Raw genomic sequence first — 18,573 nt, forward strand, 5'->3', positions numbered from 1 at the left:
TTCGGCCGCCCCGGCGCAGTAATGAGTGAGCCGACTGGTCATCGGCCGTCGCACAGAGCCGGGGTTCCCCCCGTACCTACGGCTCGTGCACCTGAGCGCGGGCGGGACACGTTCCCCCGGTCCCGCCCGCGCCCCATCTTCTCTCCCGCGGTCTCACCAGGACACGACGACCTTGTCGCCGTCGCGGACCTGCGCGTACAGCTCCGCGATCGCCGCCTCGTCCCGTACGTTGACGCAGCCGTGCGAGGCCCCCGCGTAGCCCCGGGCGGCGAAGTCCGCCGAGTAGTGCACGGCCTGGCCGCCGCTGAAGAACATCGCGTAGGGCATGGGGGAGTCGTAGAGCGTCGACACGTGGTCGCGGGACTTCCAGTAGACGGAGAACACACCCTCCCGGGTCGGTGTGCCGCTCGAGCCGAAGCGGACCGCCACCGTCGACACGGTCCGCCCGTCGATCATCCAGCGCAGTGTCCTGCTGGTCTTGTCGATGCACAGCACCCGGCCCCTGGTGCAGCGCGGGTCCGGCGGGTCGGCCGGCTGGCCGCCCATCAGGTACAGGTCCCACCGGCCCGGCTCGCGGGTCATCCGCAGCAGCCGCTGCCAGGTGACGGTGTCCATCCGCCCGGTGCGCGGCAGCCCGCGCTTGCCCTGGAAGCCGCTGACCGCCCGCTCCGTCTGCTCGCCGTACGTCCCGGTCGGCCCCTCGAAGAGCCAGGCGACCTGCCGCAGCCGGGCCTGGAGCTCCCGGACGTCCCGCCCGGTGGAGCCACGGGACCACAGCACCCGGGCCGGGGCAGGTGGTGCCGCCCTGGGCTTGTCGTCGTCGGGCGGGTCGTCGGCCGTGCTCGGGCTGCCGTCGCCGGTAGGGGTGCGCGCCGGGGACGGGGTGCCGTCGGGTAACTCGATGTGCACCGGCGAGCGGCGCTTTCCTTCACCCTCGGGCGGCTGCACCGTGCAGCCGGGCAGCGCGGCCAGTGCGGCCAGCGCGGCGAGTGCCGCTGCGATCGCTCTCCCCATGCCCGTAGTACGCACGCGGCCCCCTGTCGTCTCACCGGTGTGCCCGGATGTCACCTGGGATGTTCCCCCGGCGTGACCCGTCGCGAACCAGGGGGCATGGTGGTGAGCGAGGTCCCGACCACCCACTGTTCGGCGGGAGGCATCACACCATGGCGCGTGAGTCGGAGTCCGGGCTGCCCATCGAGCCGGTCTACGGACCGGAGGCTCTCCAGGGCTGGGATCCCGCGGAGAAGCTGGGGGAGCCGGGGGCGTATCCCTTCACGCGGGGCGTGTACCCGTCGATGTACACCGGCCGTCCCTGGACGATGCGCCAGTACGCCGGCTTCGGTACGGCGACGGAGTCCAACGCCCGCTACCGGCAGCTCATCGCCCACGGCACGACGGGGCTGTCGGTCGCCTTCGACCTGCCCACCCAGATGGGCCACGACTCCGACGCCCCGATCGCGCACGGCGAGGTCGGCAAGGTCGGCGTCGCCATCGACTCCCTCGACGACATGCGGGTGCTGTTCGGCGGCATCCCGCTGGACCAGGTCTCGACGTCGATGACGATCAACGCCCCCGCGGCCCTGCTGCTCCTGCTCTACCAACTGGTCGCGGAGGAGCAGGGCGTCAGCGCGGACCAGCTGACCGGCACGATCCAGAACGACGTGCTGAAGGAGTACATCGCCCGGGGCACGTACATCTTCCCGCCGAAGCCCTCGCTGCGCCTGACCGCCGACATCTTCAAGTACTGCAAGGCCGAGATCCCGAGGTGGAACACGATCTCCATCTCCGGCTATCACATGGCCGAGGCGGGTGCCTCGCCCGCGCAGGAGATCGCGTTCACCCTCGCGGACGGCATGGAGTACGTCCGTACGGCGGTCGCGGCCGGCATGGACGTCGACGACTTCGCACCCCGCCTGTCGTTCTTCTTCGTCGCCCGTACGACGTTCCTGGAGGAGGTCGCCAAGTTCCGCGCCGCGCGCCGGATCTGGGCGCGGGTGATGAAGGAGGAGTTCGGCGCGAGGAACCCCAAGTCGCTGATGCTGCGCTTCCACACACAGACGGCCGGGGTGCAGCTGACGGCCCAGCAGCCCGAGGTGAACCTGGTCCGGGTCGCCGTGCAGGGCCTGGGCGCGGTCCTCGGCGGCACCCAGTCCCTCCACACCAACTCCTTCGACGAGGCGATCGCCCTCCCGACCGACAGGAGCGCGCGGCTGGCGCTGCGCACCCAGCAGGTTCTCGCCTACGAGACAGACGTGACGGCGACCGTCGACCCCTTCGCGGGCTCCTACGTCGTCGAGAGGATGACGGACGACGTCGAGGCCGCGGCCGTCGCGCTGATGGCCGGGGTCGAGGAACTCGGCGGCGCGGTCGGCGCCATCGAACGCGGCTTCCAGAAGAACGAGATCGAGCGCAGCGCCTACCGGATCGCCAGGGAGACCGACTCCGGCGAGCGGATCGTGGTCGGCGTCAACCGCTTCCGGCTCGACGAGGAGGAGCCCTACGAGCCGCTGCGCGTAGACCCCGCCATCGAGACCCGGCAGACCGAGCGCCTGGCCAAGCTCCGCGCTGAGCGCGACCAGCAGGCTGTGGACACCGCGCTCGCGGCCCTGAAGAAGGCCGCACGGGGTACGGACAACGTCCTGTACCCGATGCGGGAGGCCCTGCGGGCACGGACGACCGTGGGTGAGGTGTGCGACGCGCTGCGGGAGGTGTGGGGGGCGTATGTCCCCTCGGACGTCTTCTGAACCGGGGCCGGTGACCGGGGGAGGGGAGTGTCAGACTCCCGTGCGACACTCCTTCGTATGCTCGGTGTCATCGATCTGCCCACCTACCTTGTGGGCCTCGTCCTGATCGTCCTGCTGCCCGGTCCCAACTCGCTGTACGTGATCTCCGTCGCCGCGCGACGCGGTACGCGCACCGCGTATCGGGCCGCGGCCGGGGTGTGGTGCGGGGACTCGGTGCTGATGACGCTGTCGGCGGCCGGGGTCGCCTCTCTGCTCCAGGCGAACGCCGTGCTGTTCGGGATCGTGAAGTACGCCGGCGCCGGGTATCTGGCCTGGCTGGCGGTCGGGATGCTGCGCGCCGCCTGGGGGCTGTGGCGGACCCGTCGTGAGCGGGCCGTGGACGCGGGCGCGGCCGGGGCCGCCGCCGATGAGCGGCCCTTCCGCAGGGCGCTGGTCATCAGCCTCCTCAACCCCAAGGCGATCCTGTTCTTCGTCGCCTTCTTCGTGCAGTTCGTCGACCCGGGCTATGCCTACCCGGCCGTCTCCTTCGTCGTCCTCGGCGCTTTCGCCACGCTGGCCAGCGTCCTCTACCTCAGCGCGCTGATATTCGGTGGCACCCGGCTGGCCGCCGCCTTCCGCAGCCGCAAGCGGCTCGCCGCGGGCGCCACGTCGGCGGCGGGAGCCCTGTTCCTGGGCTTCGCGGTGAAGCTGTCACTGGCGAGCGGCGCGTAGCGCCTCACCGGCTCCGGCCGAACCGGGCGAAGTACTCCGTCAGCCCGGCCGCCGAGTCCCCGGCCCAGCCGACGTATCCGTCGGGCCGTACGAGGAACAGCCCGGCCCCGTAGGCCCCCTGCGCCGGGCCCTGGACGGTCCGCACCCGCTCGCCGAGGGCGGGAGGCCATGCCCCGCCCAGGGCCAGCAGCGTCCAGTGCGGTCCGCGGAACGCGTCGAAGAGGCGGGTCCCGTCCACCGTCCCGTCGGGTGCGCGGTCGCCTGCCCGTACCGGTCCGGGGTCGGTGCGGGTCTCCCGTGTGAGTGAGGACGCGCGGTAGCCGAGGCCCAGCTGACGTGTCGCCTCGCCGCGCCGGGTCTCGCCGCGGTGCACGCTGGTGGACAGTCCGAGCATGTCGGCGGCGATGGGCCGACGCTCCTCCTCGTAGGAGTCGAGCAGGGTCGCCTCCGTGCCGTCGCGCAGCACCGCGCCGAGCTTCCAGCCGAGGTTGTAGGCGTCCTGGACGCTGGTGTTGAGGCCCTGGCCGCCGGCGGGGGAGTGCACATGGGCCGCGTCACCGGCGAGGAAGACCCGCCCGGAGCGGAAGCGGTCCGCCAGGGCCGCCCGGGGGCGGAAGTCCGAGGCCCAGCGCAGCTCGGTCACAGACTCGGGGGCGAGGTGCGAGCGGGCGGCGACGACCTTCCGGATGCCCTCCAGTGAGAGGTCCGGTGCCGTCCCGTCCGGGAACTGGGCCATCAGCTGGAAGTCCTCCGTGCCGGCCAGCGGGCAGAGCGCGAGGAAGCCGTCGCCGTCCCCGCCCGGCGGGAAGATGTGCCAGTTGTCCCGGTCCAGGCCGCTGATCCGGACGTCGGCCACCAGCGTCGGGTTCGGGTCGAGGGTCTCGCCCGCCATGCCGATGCCGAGCAGTCTGCGCACCGTCGAGCGGCCGCCGTCCGCCGCGACCGCGTACCGGGCGGTGACGGGCTCGCCCGAGGCGAATTCCGCGCGCACCCCGTCCGCGTCCTGCGTCAGACCGACGAGCTCCCGTCCGAAGGCCACCTCTCCTCTCAGCCCGGTCAGCCGCGCGTGCAGGATCTCCTGCGTGCGCCACTGCGGCACCATCCACGGCTCCGTGTACGGCGCGTCCTCGCTCGCCCCGGCCGCGTCGAACATCCGGTGCTCGCCCGCCCGCCTGCCGTCCTGCCAGATCATCCCCACCGGGTAGGTGCCGCCCGCCGCGCGGATCGCGTCCAGCACGCCCAGATCGTCGAAGACCTCCATCGTGCGCGGCTGGATGCCCTTGCCGCGCGAGCCGGGGAACAGCGCCTCCGCCCGCTCGACGACCAGCGCGGCCACGCCCCGCCGGGCGAGGTCGATACCGAGTGCCAGGCCCGTCGGGCCCGCGCCCACCACCAGCACGTCCGTGTCCATGATCCACCCTTTCCTTAACGCTGTTAAGTGCCCTCTCGTTCCCGAGAGTGGCCTTAACGGTGTTAAGTTGTCAAGCGTGAGTACGGAACGACGTGAGCCCCTGGACCGGCGGCGGGTCGCGGACACCGCCCTGCGGCTGCTGAACGAGGTGGGCCTGGACGGCCTGACCCTGCGGGCCATCGCCCGGGAGCTGGACGTGAAGGCGCCCGCCCTCTACTGGCACTTCAAGGACAAGCAGGCGCTGCTCGACGAGATGGCGACGGAGATGTACCGCCGGATGGTCGCCGGGGCCTCGCTCGACCCCGCCGACACCTGGCGGGAACGGCTGCTGAAGGCCAACCGGGGGCTGCGTACGGCCCTGCTCGGCTACCGGGACGGCGCGAAGGTGTTCAGCGGCTCACGCTTCACCGGCATCGAGCACGCCGGGCAGATGGAGGAGAACCTGCGCCTGTTCACGGCCGCCGGCTTCACCCTCGCCCAGGCGGTCCGCGCGCTCACCACCACGTACATGTACACGCTCGGCTTCATCATCGAGGAGCAGGGCGTGAAGCCCCTGCCGGACGAGCGCCGCGAGGGCTACGACGTGCACGAACGCGCCCGCCTGATGGCCGACTTTCCCTTGTCGGCCCAGGCGGGCGCGGAGATCTTCGAGGACTACGAACAGCACTTCGAGGAGGGACTCGCCCTCGTGATCGACGGGATCGGGGCGCGCTTCGGGGTCTCATGACACCCCGTGTCAGGAACGCTTGGCGCGCGCCCGCCGTACGGCCCGGGTGACCAGGGGCGGCAGCAGGTCCTTGGCGAGCCGGCGGGCCCGGGACGGGGCGGGCCGGGCCGGGCGCCCCGCACGGGACTCGGTCACCTCGGCGGCGGGGGCCTTCGGTGCCGCCGGCGGTGCCACGTAGTGCCGGGAGGCCGGGAACGGCGGCGGCTTCATGCCCCGGGACCGGGCGCGGACCAGCCGGTGCCCGGCCGCCGACTGCACGCTCAGCCCGACGTCCGAGCGCAGCCGCAGCATCTCGAGCAGCTCCTCCTGGAGCGGCTCGGGATCGCCCCAGGTGCCGTACAGCTTCTGCGTGCTGAGGCAGATCGGGCGCAGGCCGCGGTTGAGGACGGCCTCCCAGGCGGCGACCGAGACACCCGGGGTGTGCTCGGAGCGGAAGTCGTCCAGGACGACGATGCCCTCGGGCACCAGGATGTCGTGGGCCGCGCCGATGTCGCCGTGCACGTGCTCGTAGAGGTGCGAGGCGTCGACGTGGACGAAGCGGCAGCTGGCCGGGGCCACCTTCTCGGGTACCACGGAGCTGGGGGCGGCGAGCACCGTGGGCAGATCGTCGTGGAAGGAGAGGTAGTTCCGCTCGAAGATCTGCTGGGTCAGCGAGGCGTACGACTTCGCCGACTCCGCCTGGTTGGCCCCGTCGGGGGCGTCGCCCTCGAAGAGGTCGCAGACCGTGAACTTCTCGCCGTCCTGGAGGTGTTGGCCGAGCAGGATCGCGCTCTTGCCCATGTAGACGCCGAGTTCCAGCAGGTCGCCCTTCATCCCCTGCTTCTGTTGCCGCTCCAGGAGCCAGGTGAACAGCATCTGGTCCAGCGGGGGGAACCAGCCCGGAACATCCGTGAGTTCGCCGGGGTGCTTGTCGGTCGCTTGTGCGTTGGTCATGAGACGAGCCTTCTCTCTGAGCGTTGCCCGAACCGACGGCCGGTTGAACGTCCCGTGAACAGCTCAGCGATCCTTCGCCAGCACTGCCCGCAACCGTGGCGTCAGGGGCTTCTCCACATACTGGTTCAGCAACCACGCCAGCAGCAGCATTGAGGCCGCGGTCAGGGCGAATGTCGCCCCGGACGGCAAGCCCAGGCCGCGGTGCAGGGCGTGGATCACCACCCAGCCGAGGTGTTCGTGGACGAGATAGAACGGATACGTCAGCGCCCCCGCCACGGTCAGCCAGCCCCAGTTGGCCCACCGCAGCCAGCCCAGCGCGATCGCCGCGACCGCCAGGAAGCCGAAGGTCACGACGAGGACGATGCCGGTCGAGGAGCGGTAGGAGAAGCCGTCCGCGCCGGCCGCGTGCCACAGGCTCCGCACCGCGTAGTGCTGCCCGATCAGCCAGCTGACGGCGACGATGCCCCACGCGTAGGCGTCCCGCCGGTCGAGGTGGACGAGGTAGAGGCCGACACCGCCGATGAAGTACGGGGCGTATTCGGGCATCAGGACGATGTCGAGCAGCGGCATGTTCGCGTTGTCCGCTATCACCGCCGCCAGCATCCAGCCCGCGCAGAACATGATCACCCGGCGGCGGCTCGCCCCGGGGAGCACCACGCACAGCGCGAACAGGGCGTAGAAGCGGACCTCCGCCCACAGCGTCCAGCACACCCCGAGCACCCGGTCCACGCCCAGCGGCATCTGCAGCATGGTCAGATTGACCAGCGCGTCGCTCGGTGACACCGCCTTGTAGGCCACCACCGGCAGGGCGAACACCACCGTCACGATCGCGACCGCCACCCAGTATGCGGGCAGCAACCGGGAGGCGCGGGAGGCGAAGAACGACTTCAGGGGACGGCCCCAGCCGCTCATGCAGATCACGAACCCGCTGATCACGAAGAACACCTGGACGCCGAGGCAGCCGTAGGCGAAGAACTCGTGCAGGGTGGGGAACTGGACCTTGGGCGAACTGCCCCAGGCCTCGGAGACCTCACCGTCGCGACCGCCGTAGTGGTACGCCGCCACCATCAGCGCGGCCACCAGACGCAGGCCGTCCAGGGCACGCAGCCGGCCGCCGGAGCCCTTCTTGCGCCGCGGGGCGGTCGTGGCTCCCGGTGGTTCGACCAGCACACTGACTTCGGGCCGGGGCTTGCGGGTGCTGACGACCGTCTCGGTCACGCTGGAAACCTCTGTAGCTCGTATGTCCTTCACCTGAGCCGCCTGTAGGCGGGCAGGGCGCCGCCTGTCACCCTAGGACGGGAATTGACGCTTAAACGTTCGACGGAAACAGGCTTCGCCTTCCTGTTTCCATGGATTCATCTGGATGTCGGTCACGGGTGGCCGAAGCCTCGGTCGCGGGCGGCCGAAAACGCGGAGGCGCCGGTCCACCCCTGCGGGGGACCGACGCCTTTGCGGTGCTCGGCATACGTTTTCAGCGGCGCACCGCCTTGCGCAGCGCCCTGGCCCGCCGGACCACCCGGCGTGCCGTGGAATTGCGCGGCAGGAATGCCAGCCGCTGCGGAATGCCGCCGGGCAGGCCGAGCGAGGTGAGACGGCGCTTCTTGAAGTAGCGCCGGGTGCGCGGACCGAGATACCGGGAGAGGAACCGCTCCGCCTGCGGGCGCAGCTCCGGGTAGATCTGCGGCTGCATGGTGAACCCGACGGCGGTGACCAGACCGGACAGCCGCTCGGCCGACAGGACGTCGCCGTCCTGCCCGCCGTCCAGGTCGGGCAGCAGCGCGTCCGCGAGGGTGGTGGGGACGCGGTTGCTGTTCTGGTACGGCGTCAGCCGCTCCAGCAGCAGCTCGGTGCCGATGCGCGCGACCGGCAGGTCGTAGAGTGCCGAGGCCGTGAACAGCGCGGTCGAGAAGCAGCCGACGACCAGTGCGGGCCGGGCCCGGTCGAACAGCACTTCGGCGAGGACGGGCGTGTCCAGCACGGTGAGGTCCACGCCGAGCTTCTCGGCCTCGGTCTCCAGGGCGCGGTTGTAACGGGCCGGCGCGGTCGGGTGCGGCTTGAAGACGACCGTGCGGTGCCCCTGGGCGACCGCGCCCCGCATCATCCGCACGTGCAGGTCTTCCTCTTCCTCCGGGGAGAGGATGTTCAGCGCCGACAGGTACTGGCCGAGCAGCAGTGCCGCGTCGCCGGGCACATCGGGCAGCTCGGGGACGGTCTCGGTGACCTCGCCCAGCACCTTCAGGAACGCGGGCGACGGCACCAGATGCGCCGGCACCTCGAACTCGGTCAGCAGCATCGGCGTGAGCCCCGGCACCAGATCGAGGTGCAGCAGCCGCCGCACGCGGGTGCCGACCAGCGGGTCGAGCTTGTTGCGCGTGGGGCCGTAGCTCATCAGCCCGTCGGCGTAGACGTCGATGGGGGCGTCGGTGAACAGCTGGGCCACCGTGAGGGCGGGCGCCACCTGGATGGACTCCAGGACCAGGCTCACGCGGTCGTCGCCGAGGCCCCACAGCATCCGCAGATAGCGCTCGAACAAGGGGATGTCGTCGGAGCGCGGCGTCCAGGCCCCGGGGTGGAAGGGGCGGATCGCCTCGTTCCAGGAGAGCACCTCGTCGAAGTGCTCGCGCAGCGGCGCGAAGCCCGGCATCTCGTCGAGGGCCGGGGTGGTCTCCGGGGTCGCGGAGTTGTTGAACACCAGCAGCACACGACGGTCCGGCTCGTCGAACAGGTCGGAGTCGATCGCGGCGGCCAGGGTGGCGACGCCGTACAGCGTCGAGGCGCAGAAGATCTGAGTGGTCCCGGGCATCAGGCGGCCGCCTCCGTGGTGGTGACCCTGCGGCGCAGCCGCCGCAGCCTGGACGAGCGGTCCATGTCCATCGCCTCCAGTGCGTCACCGAGCGCGTCCTGCGGCATGCGCTTGATGGCCGCCGCGCTCATCGCCCGCAGCTGCCTCGCCACGGCCGGTTCGAACCTGTCTTCGTTGGAGAGGTGGTGGGCGATGATCGCGCAGTAGGTCCGCACCGCCTTGGGCAACAGCCGGCCGGCCTCCCGGTCCGCCGCGGTCTCCTCGATCACCTGGTCGAAGGCCCGGATGAAGTCGAGCTGGCGGACATCGCCGATCTGGGTCAGCGACGAGGCCACCCCGCGCCGGTAGAACACGCCCAGCAGGCTCACCACCGCGAACGACTCCGCCTCCCGGTGCAGCTTCCAGATCCACGGCCGGTCCTCGGCCGTGCGCAGCCCGTGGGTGAAGTGGAGCACCCCCTTGTCGAGGAGGCGGCGGTGGTAGGCGCCGGCCCAGGCGTAGGCGTAGTCCACCGACGTCGAGCGGTGGGCGGGGAGGATGGCGTCCCGCGGGCTGAACACCTCCCAGCGGCGGCCGACCGGCACCCGGCTCACGGAACGGGCGCGCGCGGTGGCCTGCACATGGTCGGTGCGCACGAAGTCGCATCCCAACTCGTCCATGGCGGAAACCAGTTCGGTGAAGTAGCCGGGGGCCAGCCAGTCGTCGCCGTCCAGGAACGTCAGGTACTCGCCCTGGGCCGCGTCCAGGCCGGTGTTCCGGGCGGTGGCGAGACCGCCGTTCTCCTCATGGCGGATGTAGCGCACCTGGGCGACGTCCGAGAGTTCCTCGGCCGCTCGTTCGAGAATGGCCGGGGTTTCATCCTTCGAATGGTCGTCGACCAGGATGAACTCGAAATCGGGGTCGGCGTTCAGCCGAAGGCTTCTGAGGGTGTCCGGGGCATATTGCTGCACGTTGTAGAACGGCACGATCACGGAAAGCTTAGGCACCTGCAAAACGTTAGGAGCCCGCCCGGCAGCGCAACTTTCCGATGAACGTACACCGGGTGAACTCAATGTGTCAGAACGGTGCACCCCGTGTACTTCCGGCCTTCCGGCGGGCCAGTTCGGCTCTCGGTGGGGTGTTGTTAACTTTTCGTTGAGTCGCGGTTCCGCCGTACCTCGGATTCGCTTCCTAGCGTCATCGACGTGCCAGCAAGTACACCGAAGCGCCCGCGAATCGCCGTCCTCGCGGACTCAGACACCCGATGGAAATGGGGTGCGCTGACCGCGGACCGCATCGCCCCGGGCCCGTCCATGGAAGCCGGACCGCGCGAGGGCGCGCAAGTCCGCCCCGCCCTCGACGGCTACCTGCTGCGCGGCCGGGCCACGCCCACACCGCGCCAGCTTCAGGAAGTGGGCGTCAGCGCCGACTCGCTGCGGGAGGTCACCGCCGTCGAGTTCCTGCGCGCCATGGAGGAGGAGTCGTACGACCTTCTCGTCCTCGCCCTCGTGGGCGGCGGTGTGCAGGCGATGCTGCACGGTCTGGCGCGCGTCTGGCAGAACCGCGCCGCGCGGCCCGTCGTCGTCACCGGCTACGTCGGTGTCGTCTACGAGAAGCTCGCCGACGGCCTGCTGCTGCGGCACGGCGCGGACCTCGTCCTCGCCAACTCCCGTCAGGACGCGGACCGCTTCCGCACCGTCTACGAAGGAGTGGGCGCCGACGCCTCCTCGGTGACCGAGGTGGCCCTGCCGTTCCTCGGCGGTGCGGTCCACGAAGGCGAGCACGACCCCTACACGGTCGTCTTCGCCGCCCAGCCCTCTGTCCCGGACAGCCGCAAGGACCGTACGTACCTGCTGAACCGGCTGGTCCAGCACGCCCGCAGGCACCCCGAGCGCGAGGTGCTGCTGAAGCTGCGCTCCAAGCCGGGCGAACACACCACCCACATCGAGGAGCTGCCGTACCAGAGGCTGGTGCAGCGACTCGATCCGCCGGACAACTTCCGCCTGGTCTACGGGAACATGGGCGAGGTCCTCGACCGCACCGACCTGCTGGTGACGGTCAGCTCCACGGCCGCCCTCGAGTCGCTGCACCGCCGGGTCCCGACCGTTGTCCTGACCGACCTCGGCGTCCGGGAGTCGCTCGGCAACCACCACTTCGCGGGCTCCGGCTGCCTCGCCTCCTGGGACCAGCTCGACGCCGGACACCGGCCCACGCCCGACGAGGAGTGGGTCGCCCGGCAAGGTGTCGCCGCGGACGGCTCCTACGACTCCGCCTTCGACGCGGCCCGCGAACGCATCACCGAGCTGCTCGGCCGGCCCGGCGGCCTGCCCCCGCTGGCCCCGTACTACACACCCGTCACCGCGCCCGGCTATCTGCCCGGGATCCTCGCCCGCCACCACCTCGGCCCGGACGGCACCCCGCTGCCCGGCGCGCCCGCCGCCGACAAGGAGCCCGGACCGGTCCGGCAGGTCGTGCGCCGGGCGGCGCGCGGCGCCTACCGGCACGGCGTGCAGCGCGTGGCGCCCGTCATCCGGCGGATGGGCGAGCTGTGAGCCGCCCCGAATCCCCTGCCCAAGGAGTAGTCCCCATGTCACAACCGGAAGCGGGCAAAGGCGCCTCGGTGCGCCGTGTGCTCGCGGTGATCCCCGCGCGCGGCGGCTCCAAGGGCGTGCCCGCGAAGAACCTCCTCCCCGTCGGCGGCGTCCCGCTGGTGGCGCGTGCGGTGCGCGAGTGCCGCGCCGCCCGGCTCGTGACGGACGTCGTGGTCTCCACCGACGACCAGGCCATCGCGGCCGCCGCCCGCGAGGCCGGCGCCGAGGTCGTGCTGCGGCCCGCCGCCATCGCCGGCGACACAGCCACCTCCGAGGCCGCCGTCCTGCACGCCGTGGACGCGCACGAGGCCCTGCACGGCGCGGTCGTGGACGTGGTGCTGCTGGTGCAGTGCACCAGCCCGTTCATCGTCCGCGAGGACATCGACGGGGTCGCGGGCGCGATCGTCGAGAACGGCGCCGACACCGCGGTGACCGTGGCGCCCTTCCACGGGTTCGTCTGGCGCGACGCTGATGACGAGGTCGCGGCCGGCACCGTCGCGGAGGCCGACGCGGCCGTCGGCGGCGGCTACGGCGTCAACCACGACAAGTCCTTCCGCCCCCGCCGCCAGGACCGTCCCCAGGACCTGCTGGAGACCGGCGCCGCCTACGGCATGGAGGCGACCGGCTTCCGCAAGCACCAGCACCGCTTCTTCGGCCGCACGGAACTCGTGCGCACCGACCCCGCCCGGGTCCTGGAGATCGACGATCCACACGACCTGGCCCGCGCCCGGGCCCTGGCCCCGCTCTTCGACGCGGACCGGCCCGGCGCGCTCCCGACCGCCGACGACATCGACGCGGTCGTCCTCGACTTCGACGGCACCCAGACCGACGACCGGGTGCTCGTCGACTCCGACGGACGGGAGTTCGTCTCCGTGCACCGCGGGGACGGACTCGGCATCGCGGCCCTCCGCAGGAGCGGCCTGAAGATGCTGATCCTGTCCACGGAACAGAACCCTGTGGTCGCCGCCCGGGCCCGGAAGCTCAAGCTCCCGGTGCTGCACGGCATCGACCGCAAGGACCTCGCGCTGAAGCAGTGGTGCGAGGAGCAGGGCATCGCGCCGGAGCGCGTGCTCTACGTCGGCAACGACGTCAATGACCTCCCGTGCTTCGCCCTCGCGGGCTGGCCCGTGGCGGTCGCGAGCGCCCACGACGTCGTGCGCGGCGCCGCACGCGCGGTCACCACCGTCCCCGGTGGCGACGGCGCGATCCGAGAGATCGCCAGCTGGATCCTCGGCCCCTCTCTCGATTCCCTCACCAAGTAAGGACATCTGCGCCATGAGCAACAACTCCCGCATCCGCAAGTTCGGTACCCGCGAGGCCGGCCCCGGCCGCCCCGTCTACGTCACCGGCGAGATCGGCATCAACCACAACGGCGACATCGAGAACGCGTTCAAGCTGATCGACGCCGCCGCCGAGGCCGGCTGCGACGCGGTCAAGTTCCAGAAGCGCACGCCGGAGATCTGCACCCCGCGCGACCAGTGGGACATCGAGCGCGACACCCCCTGGGGCCGGATGACCTACATCGACTACCGCCACCGCGTCGAGTTCGGCGAGGACGAGTACGGCCAGATCGACGCCTACTGCAAGAAGCGCGGCATCGACTGGTTCGCCTCCCCGTGGGACACCGAGGCCGTCGCCTTCCTGGAGAAGTTCGACGTACCGGCGCACAAGGTCGCCTCGGCCTCCCTCACGGACGACGAGCTGCTGCGCGCCCTGCGCGCCACCGGCCGCACGGTCATCCTCTCCACGGGCATGTCCACCCCGAAGCAGATCCGCCACGCGGTCGAGGTCCTGGGCAGCGAGAACATCCTGCTGTGCCACGCCACCTCGACCTACCCGGCGAAGGCCGAGGAGCTCAACCTCCGCGTCATCAACACCCTGCAGGGCGAGTTCCCGAACGTCCCGATCGGCTACTCCGGCCACGAGACCGGTCTGCAGACCACCCTCGCCGCGGTCGCCCTGGGCGCCACCTTCGTCGAGCGTCACATCACCCTCGACCGCGCCATGTGGGGCTCGGACCAGGCCGCCTCCGTGGAGCCGCAGGGCCTCTCCCGCCTCGTCCGCGACATCCGCACCATCGAGGCCTCCCTCGGTGACGGCGTGAAGAAGGTCTACGAGTCCGAGCTCGGCCCGATGAAGAAGCTGCGCCGCGTCAGCGGTGTGGTCGCCGAGGCGGAGATCGCCGACGCGGCGGGCGAGCCGGTAGGCGTCTGATCCCACACCCTCCACAACCCCCCTTACGACGGGACGGTCGTACGTCGATGAGCCCCCGCGCCGGGAACGCCGGCCCCCACACTCTCGCCTTCGTCGAGAGTCCGGTACAGCTGCTGAACGTGCTGGAGTGGGCGCACGCGCATGCGCCCGGCGTGGGGCTCACCCTCGTGGTGCTGTCGCCCGTCGACCCGATGACACGCGGCCAGCTGCGGCGGATGTCCGACCTGGCCCGTGACGAGGGGCACGAGGTCCGCTGGGAGGAGGCGCGCGGCGGCCCGCTGGCGCCCTTCCAGACGATCGGCGGCCTGACGGGCGTACTCCGCAAGGCCCGCCGGATCGTCCTGGGGGACCCCTTCTCCCGCTACGTCCAACTGCTGCTGACCATCACCCGCGCCCGTGACCTGGTCGTCGTCGACGACGGCACGGCCACGATGGAGTTCGTGGGGCAGCTGGCCCGGGGCGAGCGGCTGGTGCGCTGGCACCGCAAGGGCGGCCGCCCCGGCCCCCGCGACCTGATCTTCGCGCCGGTGTCCTCCTCGGCCCGCCGCCGCCTCACCCCCGGGGGCAGGCGCCGGGTGGAGATCTTCTCCTCCATGCCGATGGAGGAGACGCCCGAGGGCGTCACGATCAGCGCCAACGACTTCGCCTGGACCCGGGCCCGCTTCGGCCCGCCCCGCATCACCAAGGGCGCCGACATGGTGGGCACGTCCCTGGTGGAGACGGGGGTCGTCGACGACGACCACTACCTGGAGGCCGTCCGCGCCCTGGCCGCCGCCCACGGCGCCACCCGCTACTTCGCCCACCGTCGCGAGAGCCCCGCGAAGCTCCGCCGCCTCGCGGTCGAGACGGGCCTGGAGATCGTCCGCCCCGAACTCCCCCTCGAACTGATCGCCCGCCGCGGCCCCATCGGCCGCACGATCCTCAGCTTCCCCTCCACGGTCGTCCACACCCTCCCCCTGGCCCTCTCCGGCACCGAGGTCCGCGTAGCGGTCTGCGACATCGACCCCACCTGGCTGACCGAGAACGCCTCCCCACGGGCCCAGGGCTTCCTGTCGGGGGTGACGGGCGCGGCCCGGGACGTGCAACGGCTGTCTCCGGGGGCTTCGGCTGGGGGCATCGCGGGGCCTCCAGCCCCGGGCGGCATGCCGGGTCCGACGGGTCCGGCGACCATGACCGGCTCGGCTGGGCCGGGGAGTGTCCCGGATCCGACGGCTTCGGCTGGGCCGGGGAGTGTCCCGGATCCGACGGGTTCGACTGGTCCAGGGAACATCCCGGGTCCGGCCGACCCGGCCGGCATCGCAGGCCCGGCGGGCAGGCCGAGTGTGTCCGGCCCGGCGGGGACGGTGGGCTCGGCACGGAGGGCGGGTCCGGCGGACGCGGCAGGTGCGGTGGCGGCCGGCTGAGGCGCGGCAGGGTCTTTGGGGGCGCCTGGGATACGGCCCCGGTGGCCGAGTGTGTCCGGCCCGGCGGGGACGGTGGGCTCGGCACGGAGGGCGGGTCCGGCGGACGCGGCAGGTGCGGTGGCGGCCGGCTGAGGCGAGGCAGGGTCTTTCGGGGGCCCGAGACACGGCCCCGGTGGCTCAGACGGCCCGCGCGGCCCCAGTTGGTCGGCCGGACCTGTCCGGATCAGGCTGGCCGGGCGCCGAGGGCCTCAGGCCCACGGCCGGGGCCTGCACGTCGACCGGGGCGTCATCCCGGTCCAACCGGGGCGGACCGATACGCTGACCGGCGCTCTCGCGAAGCCGCTGACCGGCGCTCTCGCGAAGCCGCTGACCGGCGCTCTCACGAAGCCGCTTCACACGCCCGACCGGGGCGGATCCACGCTCCGACCGGGGTGCAGCCCGCCCACTGGGAATCCCACTTGCCGACCGGCGGGGGCACCCGCGCCCGTGCCCCGACCGGGACGGAGCCGCGCGTCGACTCGAGGGCGGACCAATGCGCCCACCGAGGCCGCCCCATGCGCTCGGGCGGGGCGCACTCACACGCCGACGGCGACTGATCACGTGCCCGACCGAGACGAACGACGTGCCCGCCGAGGCGCAGCCACGCCACCCGGGACCCGTCCCACCCCTGACCGGTAGCGGATCAGGCCCCGACCGGAGCGCAGCGACGGTCCGACCTGTGGACCCGTGTGCCCGACCGGTGGCGGATCCACGCCCTGACCGAGACAGCCCCACGCGCCCGCCGAGGCGCGGTCACCTGCCCTCAGGCCCGGCCCCCGACGCGCTCACCCCCCCGGCAGTGCCCGGCTTGTGAGCCAGCAGGAACGCCCGGGGGTGTTTCTCCTCGCCCTCCGGCTCCCGGAACACGCGGGCATGGACGTGCAGGCCGGCCTCGGTGAGGGTGGTCGCGACCGACTCCGGGGTGCGCCAGTAGTAGTCGAGTGAGATCGGGCTGCCGAAGCGCTCGGTGAGACGCAGATGCCCGTCCTCGTCGCCGGACTGGAAGCCGAGCAGGAGCGGCGCGCCCGGCAGCAGCACGCGGTGGAACCCGGCGAAGACCGAGGGCAGATGATCGTCCGGCACATGGATGATCGAGTAGAGCGCGACGATGCCGCCGAGCGTCTCGTCCGGCAGGTCCAGGGCCGTCATCGAACCGACGTGGAACCGCAGCCCCGGGTGCGCCCGGCGGGCCAGGGCCACCATGCGGGGCGAGACGTCGATGCCGAACACCGGCAGCCCGAGCCCGTGCAGCCGCGCCGCGACGTACCCGGGGCCGCTGCCGATGTCCGCGACCGGGGGCCGTACGGCCGTCCCGGGCGCGCGGACCAGATCCACGAAGGCCGTGAGCAGCGCCCGCTCCAGCGGTCTGCCGGCCAGGCTGTCGGGGAACCCGGCGGCATAGGCCTCCGCGATGGCGTCGTACGAGGCCTGGGTGGCTGTGAGGAACTCGGGGCTGTCGGCGCGCACGGGCCGCACACTATCGGGGCCGTGCGTCAGTGAGATGAACAAGACAGCGTTCCCCGCGCGGGGCGTGGTATCCGTGGAGAGGATGGATGGGTATCGGAGTCGTGACTGAGGTGTGGCCGATATCACACTCCGCTGGGTGTGGTGACCAGCTCGACCCAAAAGGCGGGTGAGTTTACCCATCTCACTTGGTAGCTATACGTTCGGCGGTCATATTTTCTTCCCCCAACGGGTTGAAATTTTGTTGATCGAGGGTCAGCCGACCGCCTTGGCGCCCTACCCTTCAGAGGGTGAAGCAATTGATGTCACTGGAGTCCGAGGTCGATCTTCCCGGCGAAGCCGTACTTCCCGGCGCACTGCCCGACGCCCTGCGCGCAGAGCTCATCGCGTTCCGGCGCGACATGCACATGCACCCGGAGCTGGGCAACCAGGAGTTCCGCACGACCGCCGCGATCAAGGAGCGGCTCGAGCGGGCCGGCCTCAAACCGCGCGTCCTCACCGTCGGAACCGGACTCGTCTGTGACATCGGCGTAGAGGGCGAGCAGTGGGACGGCGGGCCCAGCATGCTCGCCCTGCGGGCCGACATCGACGGCCTGCCCATCCCGGACACCAAGGCCGAGTGCCCGTACCGCTCCACCGTGCCCGACCGCGCCCACGCCTGCGGCCACGACGTGCACACCACCGTCGTCCTCGGCGCCGGCCTGGTCCTCGCCGAACTGCACAAGCAGGGCCTGCTGCCCCGCCCCGTCCGGCTGATCTTCCAGCCCGCCGAGGAGGTGCTGCCCGGGGGAGCCGCAGACGTCATCAAGTGCGGGGCGCTGGAGGGTGTCGGCGCGATCATCGCCGTGCACTGCGACCCCCGGGTGGACGCGGGGTACGTCGGGCTCCGCGAGGGTCCCATCACCTCCGCCTGCGACCGGCTGGAGATCTCCCTCGACGGCCCGGGCGGCCACACCGCGCGCCCTCACCTCACCACCGACCTGGTCACCGCGGCCGCTCGCGTCGTCACCGACGTACCCGCCCTGGTCGGCCGCCGCTTCGACAGCCGCAGCGGGCTCGCCATCACCTGGGGCCGCGTCGAGTCGGGGCACGCCCCGAACGTGATCCCGCAGCACGCCGAGCTCTCCGGCACGGTGCGCTGCCTCGACATCGAGGCATGGCGCCAGGCCCCCGACGTCGTCGTCGCGGCGATCGACGAGATCGCGAATCTGCACCGCGCCAAGTCGGAGATCAACTACGTACGCGGAGTGCCGCCCGTCGTCAACGAACCCGGCGTGACCGAACTGCTGCGCGACGCCATGGTCGCCCGCCGCGGTGTCGAGTCCGTCCTGGGCACCGAGCAGAGCCTCGGCGGCGAGGACTTCTCCTGGTACCTGGAGCACGTCCCCGGCGCCATGGCCCGACTTGGCGTACGCGTCCCCGGCGAGCGCCACGTCCGCGACCTCCACCAGGGCGACTTCGACGTGGACGAGTCCGCGATCACGGTCGGCGTGGAACTCTTCACGGCCGCGGCCCTGGTCAACGGCCTCCGCTAGGGCGGCCCCTGACCTCCGG

Annotated in this window: 14 protein-coding genes and 1 pseudogene; 8 read left to right on the forward strand and 7 right to left on the reverse strand. The window is 71.6% G+C overall.

Annotated elements, in window-relative coordinates; translation table 11 throughout:
• Nucleotides 1-153 precede the first annotated feature (153 nt).
• Nucleotides 154-1,014, reverse strand: a complete 861-nt coding sequence (locus ACQEV8_RS27855; RefSeq protein WP_432965462.1) for a L,D-transpeptidase family protein — start codon at nucleotides 1,012-1,014, stop codon at nucleotides 154-156.
• Between the two features lie 149 nt (nucleotides 1,015-1,163).
• Here ACQEV8_RS27855 and ACQEV8_RS27860 point away from each other — a divergent pair, with 149 nt between their 5' ends.
• Entirely contained in the window at nucleotides 1,164-2,744 is a 1,581-nt protein-coding gene (locus ACQEV8_RS27860; protein WP_432965465.1) for an acyl-CoA mutase large subunit family protein, read from the forward strand.
• 57 nt (nucleotides 2,745-2,801) lie between these two features.
• The gene (gene leuE / locus ACQEV8_RS27865; protein ID WP_432965468.1) at nucleotides 2,802-3,455 is read left to right on the forward strand and encodes a leucine efflux protein LeuE; all 654 of its coding nucleotides are present in this window, start codon (nucleotides 2,802-2,804) and stop codon (nucleotides 3,453-3,455) included.
• A 4-nt stretch (nucleotides 3,456-3,459) separates the two neighbouring features.
• Here the strand turns inward: leuE and ACQEV8_RS27870 are convergent, their stop codons facing one another.
• Nucleotides 3,460-4,866 carry an FAD-dependent oxidoreductase gene (locus ACQEV8_RS27870; protein ID WP_432965470.1) on the reverse strand — a complete coding sequence of 469 codons (1,407 nt, stop codon included), beginning with the start codon at nucleotides 4,864-4,866 and terminating at the stop codon, nucleotides 3,460-3,462.
• Between the two features lie 76 nt (nucleotides 4,867-4,942).
• Here ACQEV8_RS27870 and ACQEV8_RS27875 point away from each other — a divergent pair, with 76 nt between their 5' ends.
• On the forward strand, nucleotides 4,943-5,593 hold the full coding sequence (locus ACQEV8_RS27875) for a TetR/AcrR family transcriptional regulator C-terminal domain-containing protein (RefSeq protein WP_432965473.1): 651 nt from the start codon (nucleotides 4,943-4,945) through the stop codon (nucleotides 5,591-5,593).
• Nucleotides 5,594-5,602: 9 nt separating this feature from the next.
• On the opposite strand, the gene ACQEV8_RS27880 is transcribed toward ACQEV8_RS27875, so the two are convergent.
• The 4 genes from ACQEV8_RS27880 to ACQEV8_RS27895 all read right to left on the reverse strand — a co-directional run bounded on the left by ACQEV8_RS27880 (nucleotide 5,603) and on the right by ACQEV8_RS27895 (nucleotide 10,315).
• Entirely contained in the window at nucleotides 5,603-6,526 is a 924-nt protein-coding gene (locus tag ACQEV8_RS27880; RefSeq protein WP_432965476.1) for a class I SAM-dependent methyltransferase, read from the reverse strand.
• Between the two features lie 63 nt (nucleotides 6,527-6,589).
• Nucleotides 6,590-7,744: an acyltransferase family protein gene (locus tag ACQEV8_RS27885; RefSeq protein ID WP_432965479.1), complete on the reverse strand. Its 1,155-nt coding sequence runs from the start codon at nucleotides 7,742-7,744 to the stop codon at nucleotides 6,590-6,592.
• Nucleotides 7,745-7,997: 253 nt separating this feature from the next.
• A complete protein-coding gene (locus tag ACQEV8_RS27890) occupies nucleotides 7,998-9,329 on the reverse strand; it encodes an alpha-2,8-polysialyltransferase family protein (protein WP_432965482.1) in 1,332 nt (443 codons plus the stop codon).
• Nucleotides 9,329-10,315 (reverse strand): glycosyltransferase family 2 protein, encoded by a 987-nt coding sequence (locus tag ACQEV8_RS27895; RefSeq protein WP_432965485.1) that lies wholly within the window; start codon nucleotides 10,313-10,315, stop codon nucleotides 9,329-9,331. Before ACQEV8_RS27895 ends, ACQEV8_RS27890 begins: the two co-directional genes overlap by 1 nt.
• A gap of 198 nt (nucleotides 10,316-10,513) precedes the next feature.
• On the opposite strand from ACQEV8_RS27895, the gene ACQEV8_RS27900 reads away from it, so the two are divergent.
• From ACQEV8_RS27900 to ACQEV8_RS27915, 4 genes and pseudogenes are all read left to right on the forward strand, one after another.
• Nucleotides 10,514-11,860, forward strand: a complete 1,347-nt coding sequence (locus ACQEV8_RS27900; RefSeq protein WP_432965488.1) for a DUF6716 putative glycosyltransferase — start codon at nucleotides 10,514-10,516, stop codon at nucleotides 11,858-11,860.
• Between the two features lie 35 nt (nucleotides 11,861-11,895).
• Entirely contained in the window at nucleotides 11,896-13,161 is a 1,266-nt protein-coding gene (locus ACQEV8_RS27905; protein ID WP_432965491.1) for a cytidylyltransferase domain-containing protein, read from the forward strand.
• 13 nt (nucleotides 13,162-13,174) lie between these two features.
• Nucleotides 13,175-14,113, forward strand: coding sequence for an N-acetylneuraminate synthase family protein (locus ACQEV8_RS27910; protein ID WP_432965494.1), 939 nt, complete (start codon nucleotides 13,175-13,177; stop codon nucleotides 14,111-14,113).
• Between the two features lie 47 nt (nucleotides 14,114-14,160).
• Nucleotides 14,161-15,207 (forward strand): annotated as a pseudogene (locus ACQEV8_RS27915) (hypothetical protein); the annotation flags it as partial.
• Nucleotides 15,208-16,308: 1,101 nt separating this feature from the next.
• On the opposite strand, the gene ACQEV8_RS27920 reads toward ACQEV8_RS27915, so the two are convergent.
• Entirely contained in the window at nucleotides 16,309-17,022 is a 714-nt protein-coding gene (locus ACQEV8_RS27920; RefSeq protein ID WP_432965497.1) for a class I SAM-dependent DNA methyltransferase, read from the reverse strand.
• A 299-nt stretch (nucleotides 17,023-17,321) separates the two neighbouring features.
• Between ACQEV8_RS27920 and ACQEV8_RS27925 the strand changes: the two genes are divergently transcribed.
• A complete protein-coding gene (locus tag ACQEV8_RS27925) occupies nucleotides 17,322-18,554 on the forward strand; it encodes a M20 family metallopeptidase (RefSeq protein ID WP_432973047.1) in 1,233 nt (410 codons plus the stop codon).
• Nucleotides 18,555-18,573: the final 19 nt, after the last annotated feature.

It is taken from the genome of Streptomyces sp. CA-179760, assembly GCF_050937045.1.
In the GTDB taxonomy this organism is placed as follows: domain Bacteria; phylum Actinomycetota; class Actinomycetes; order Streptomycetales; family Streptomycetaceae; genus Streptomyces.

Bases quoted from the DNA above. Each gene is read 5' to 3' on its own strand.
- ACQEV8_RS27855 (WP_432965462.1), bottom strand. From the start codon at position 1,014: ATGGGGAGAGCGATCGCAGCGGCACTCGCCGCGCTGGCCGCACTGGCC.
- ACQEV8_RS27880 (WP_432965476.1), bottom strand. From the start codon at position 6,526: ATGACCAACGCACAAGCGACCGACAAGCACCCCGGCGAACTCACGGAT.
- ACQEV8_RS27860 (WP_432965465.1), top strand. From the start codon at position 1,164: ATGGCGCGTGAGTCGGAGTCCGGGCTGCCCATCGAGCCGGTCTACGGA.
- ACQEV8_RS27910 (WP_432965494.1), top strand. From the start codon at position 13,175: ATGAGCAACAACTCCCGCATCCGCAAGTTCGGTACCCGCGAGGCCGGC.
- ACQEV8_RS27925 (WP_432973047.1), top strand. From the start codon at position 17,322: ATGTCACTGGAGTCCGAGGTCGATCTTCCCGGCGAAGCCGTACTTCCC.
- leuE (WP_432965468.1), top strand. From the start codon at position 2,802: ATGCTCGGTGTCATCGATCTGCCCACCTACCTTGTGGGCCTCGTCCTG.
- ACQEV8_RS27905 (WP_432965491.1), top strand. From the start codon at position 11,896: ATGTCACAACCGGAAGCGGGCAAAGGCGCCTCGGTGCGCCGTGTGCTC.
- ACQEV8_RS27870 (WP_432965470.1), bottom strand. From the start codon at position 4,866: ATGGACACGGACGTGCTGGTGGTGGGCGCGGGCCCGACGGGCCTGGCA.
- ACQEV8_RS27890 (WP_432965482.1), bottom strand. From the start codon at position 9,329: ATGCCCGGGACCACTCAGATCTTCTGCGCCTCGACGCTGTACGGCGTC.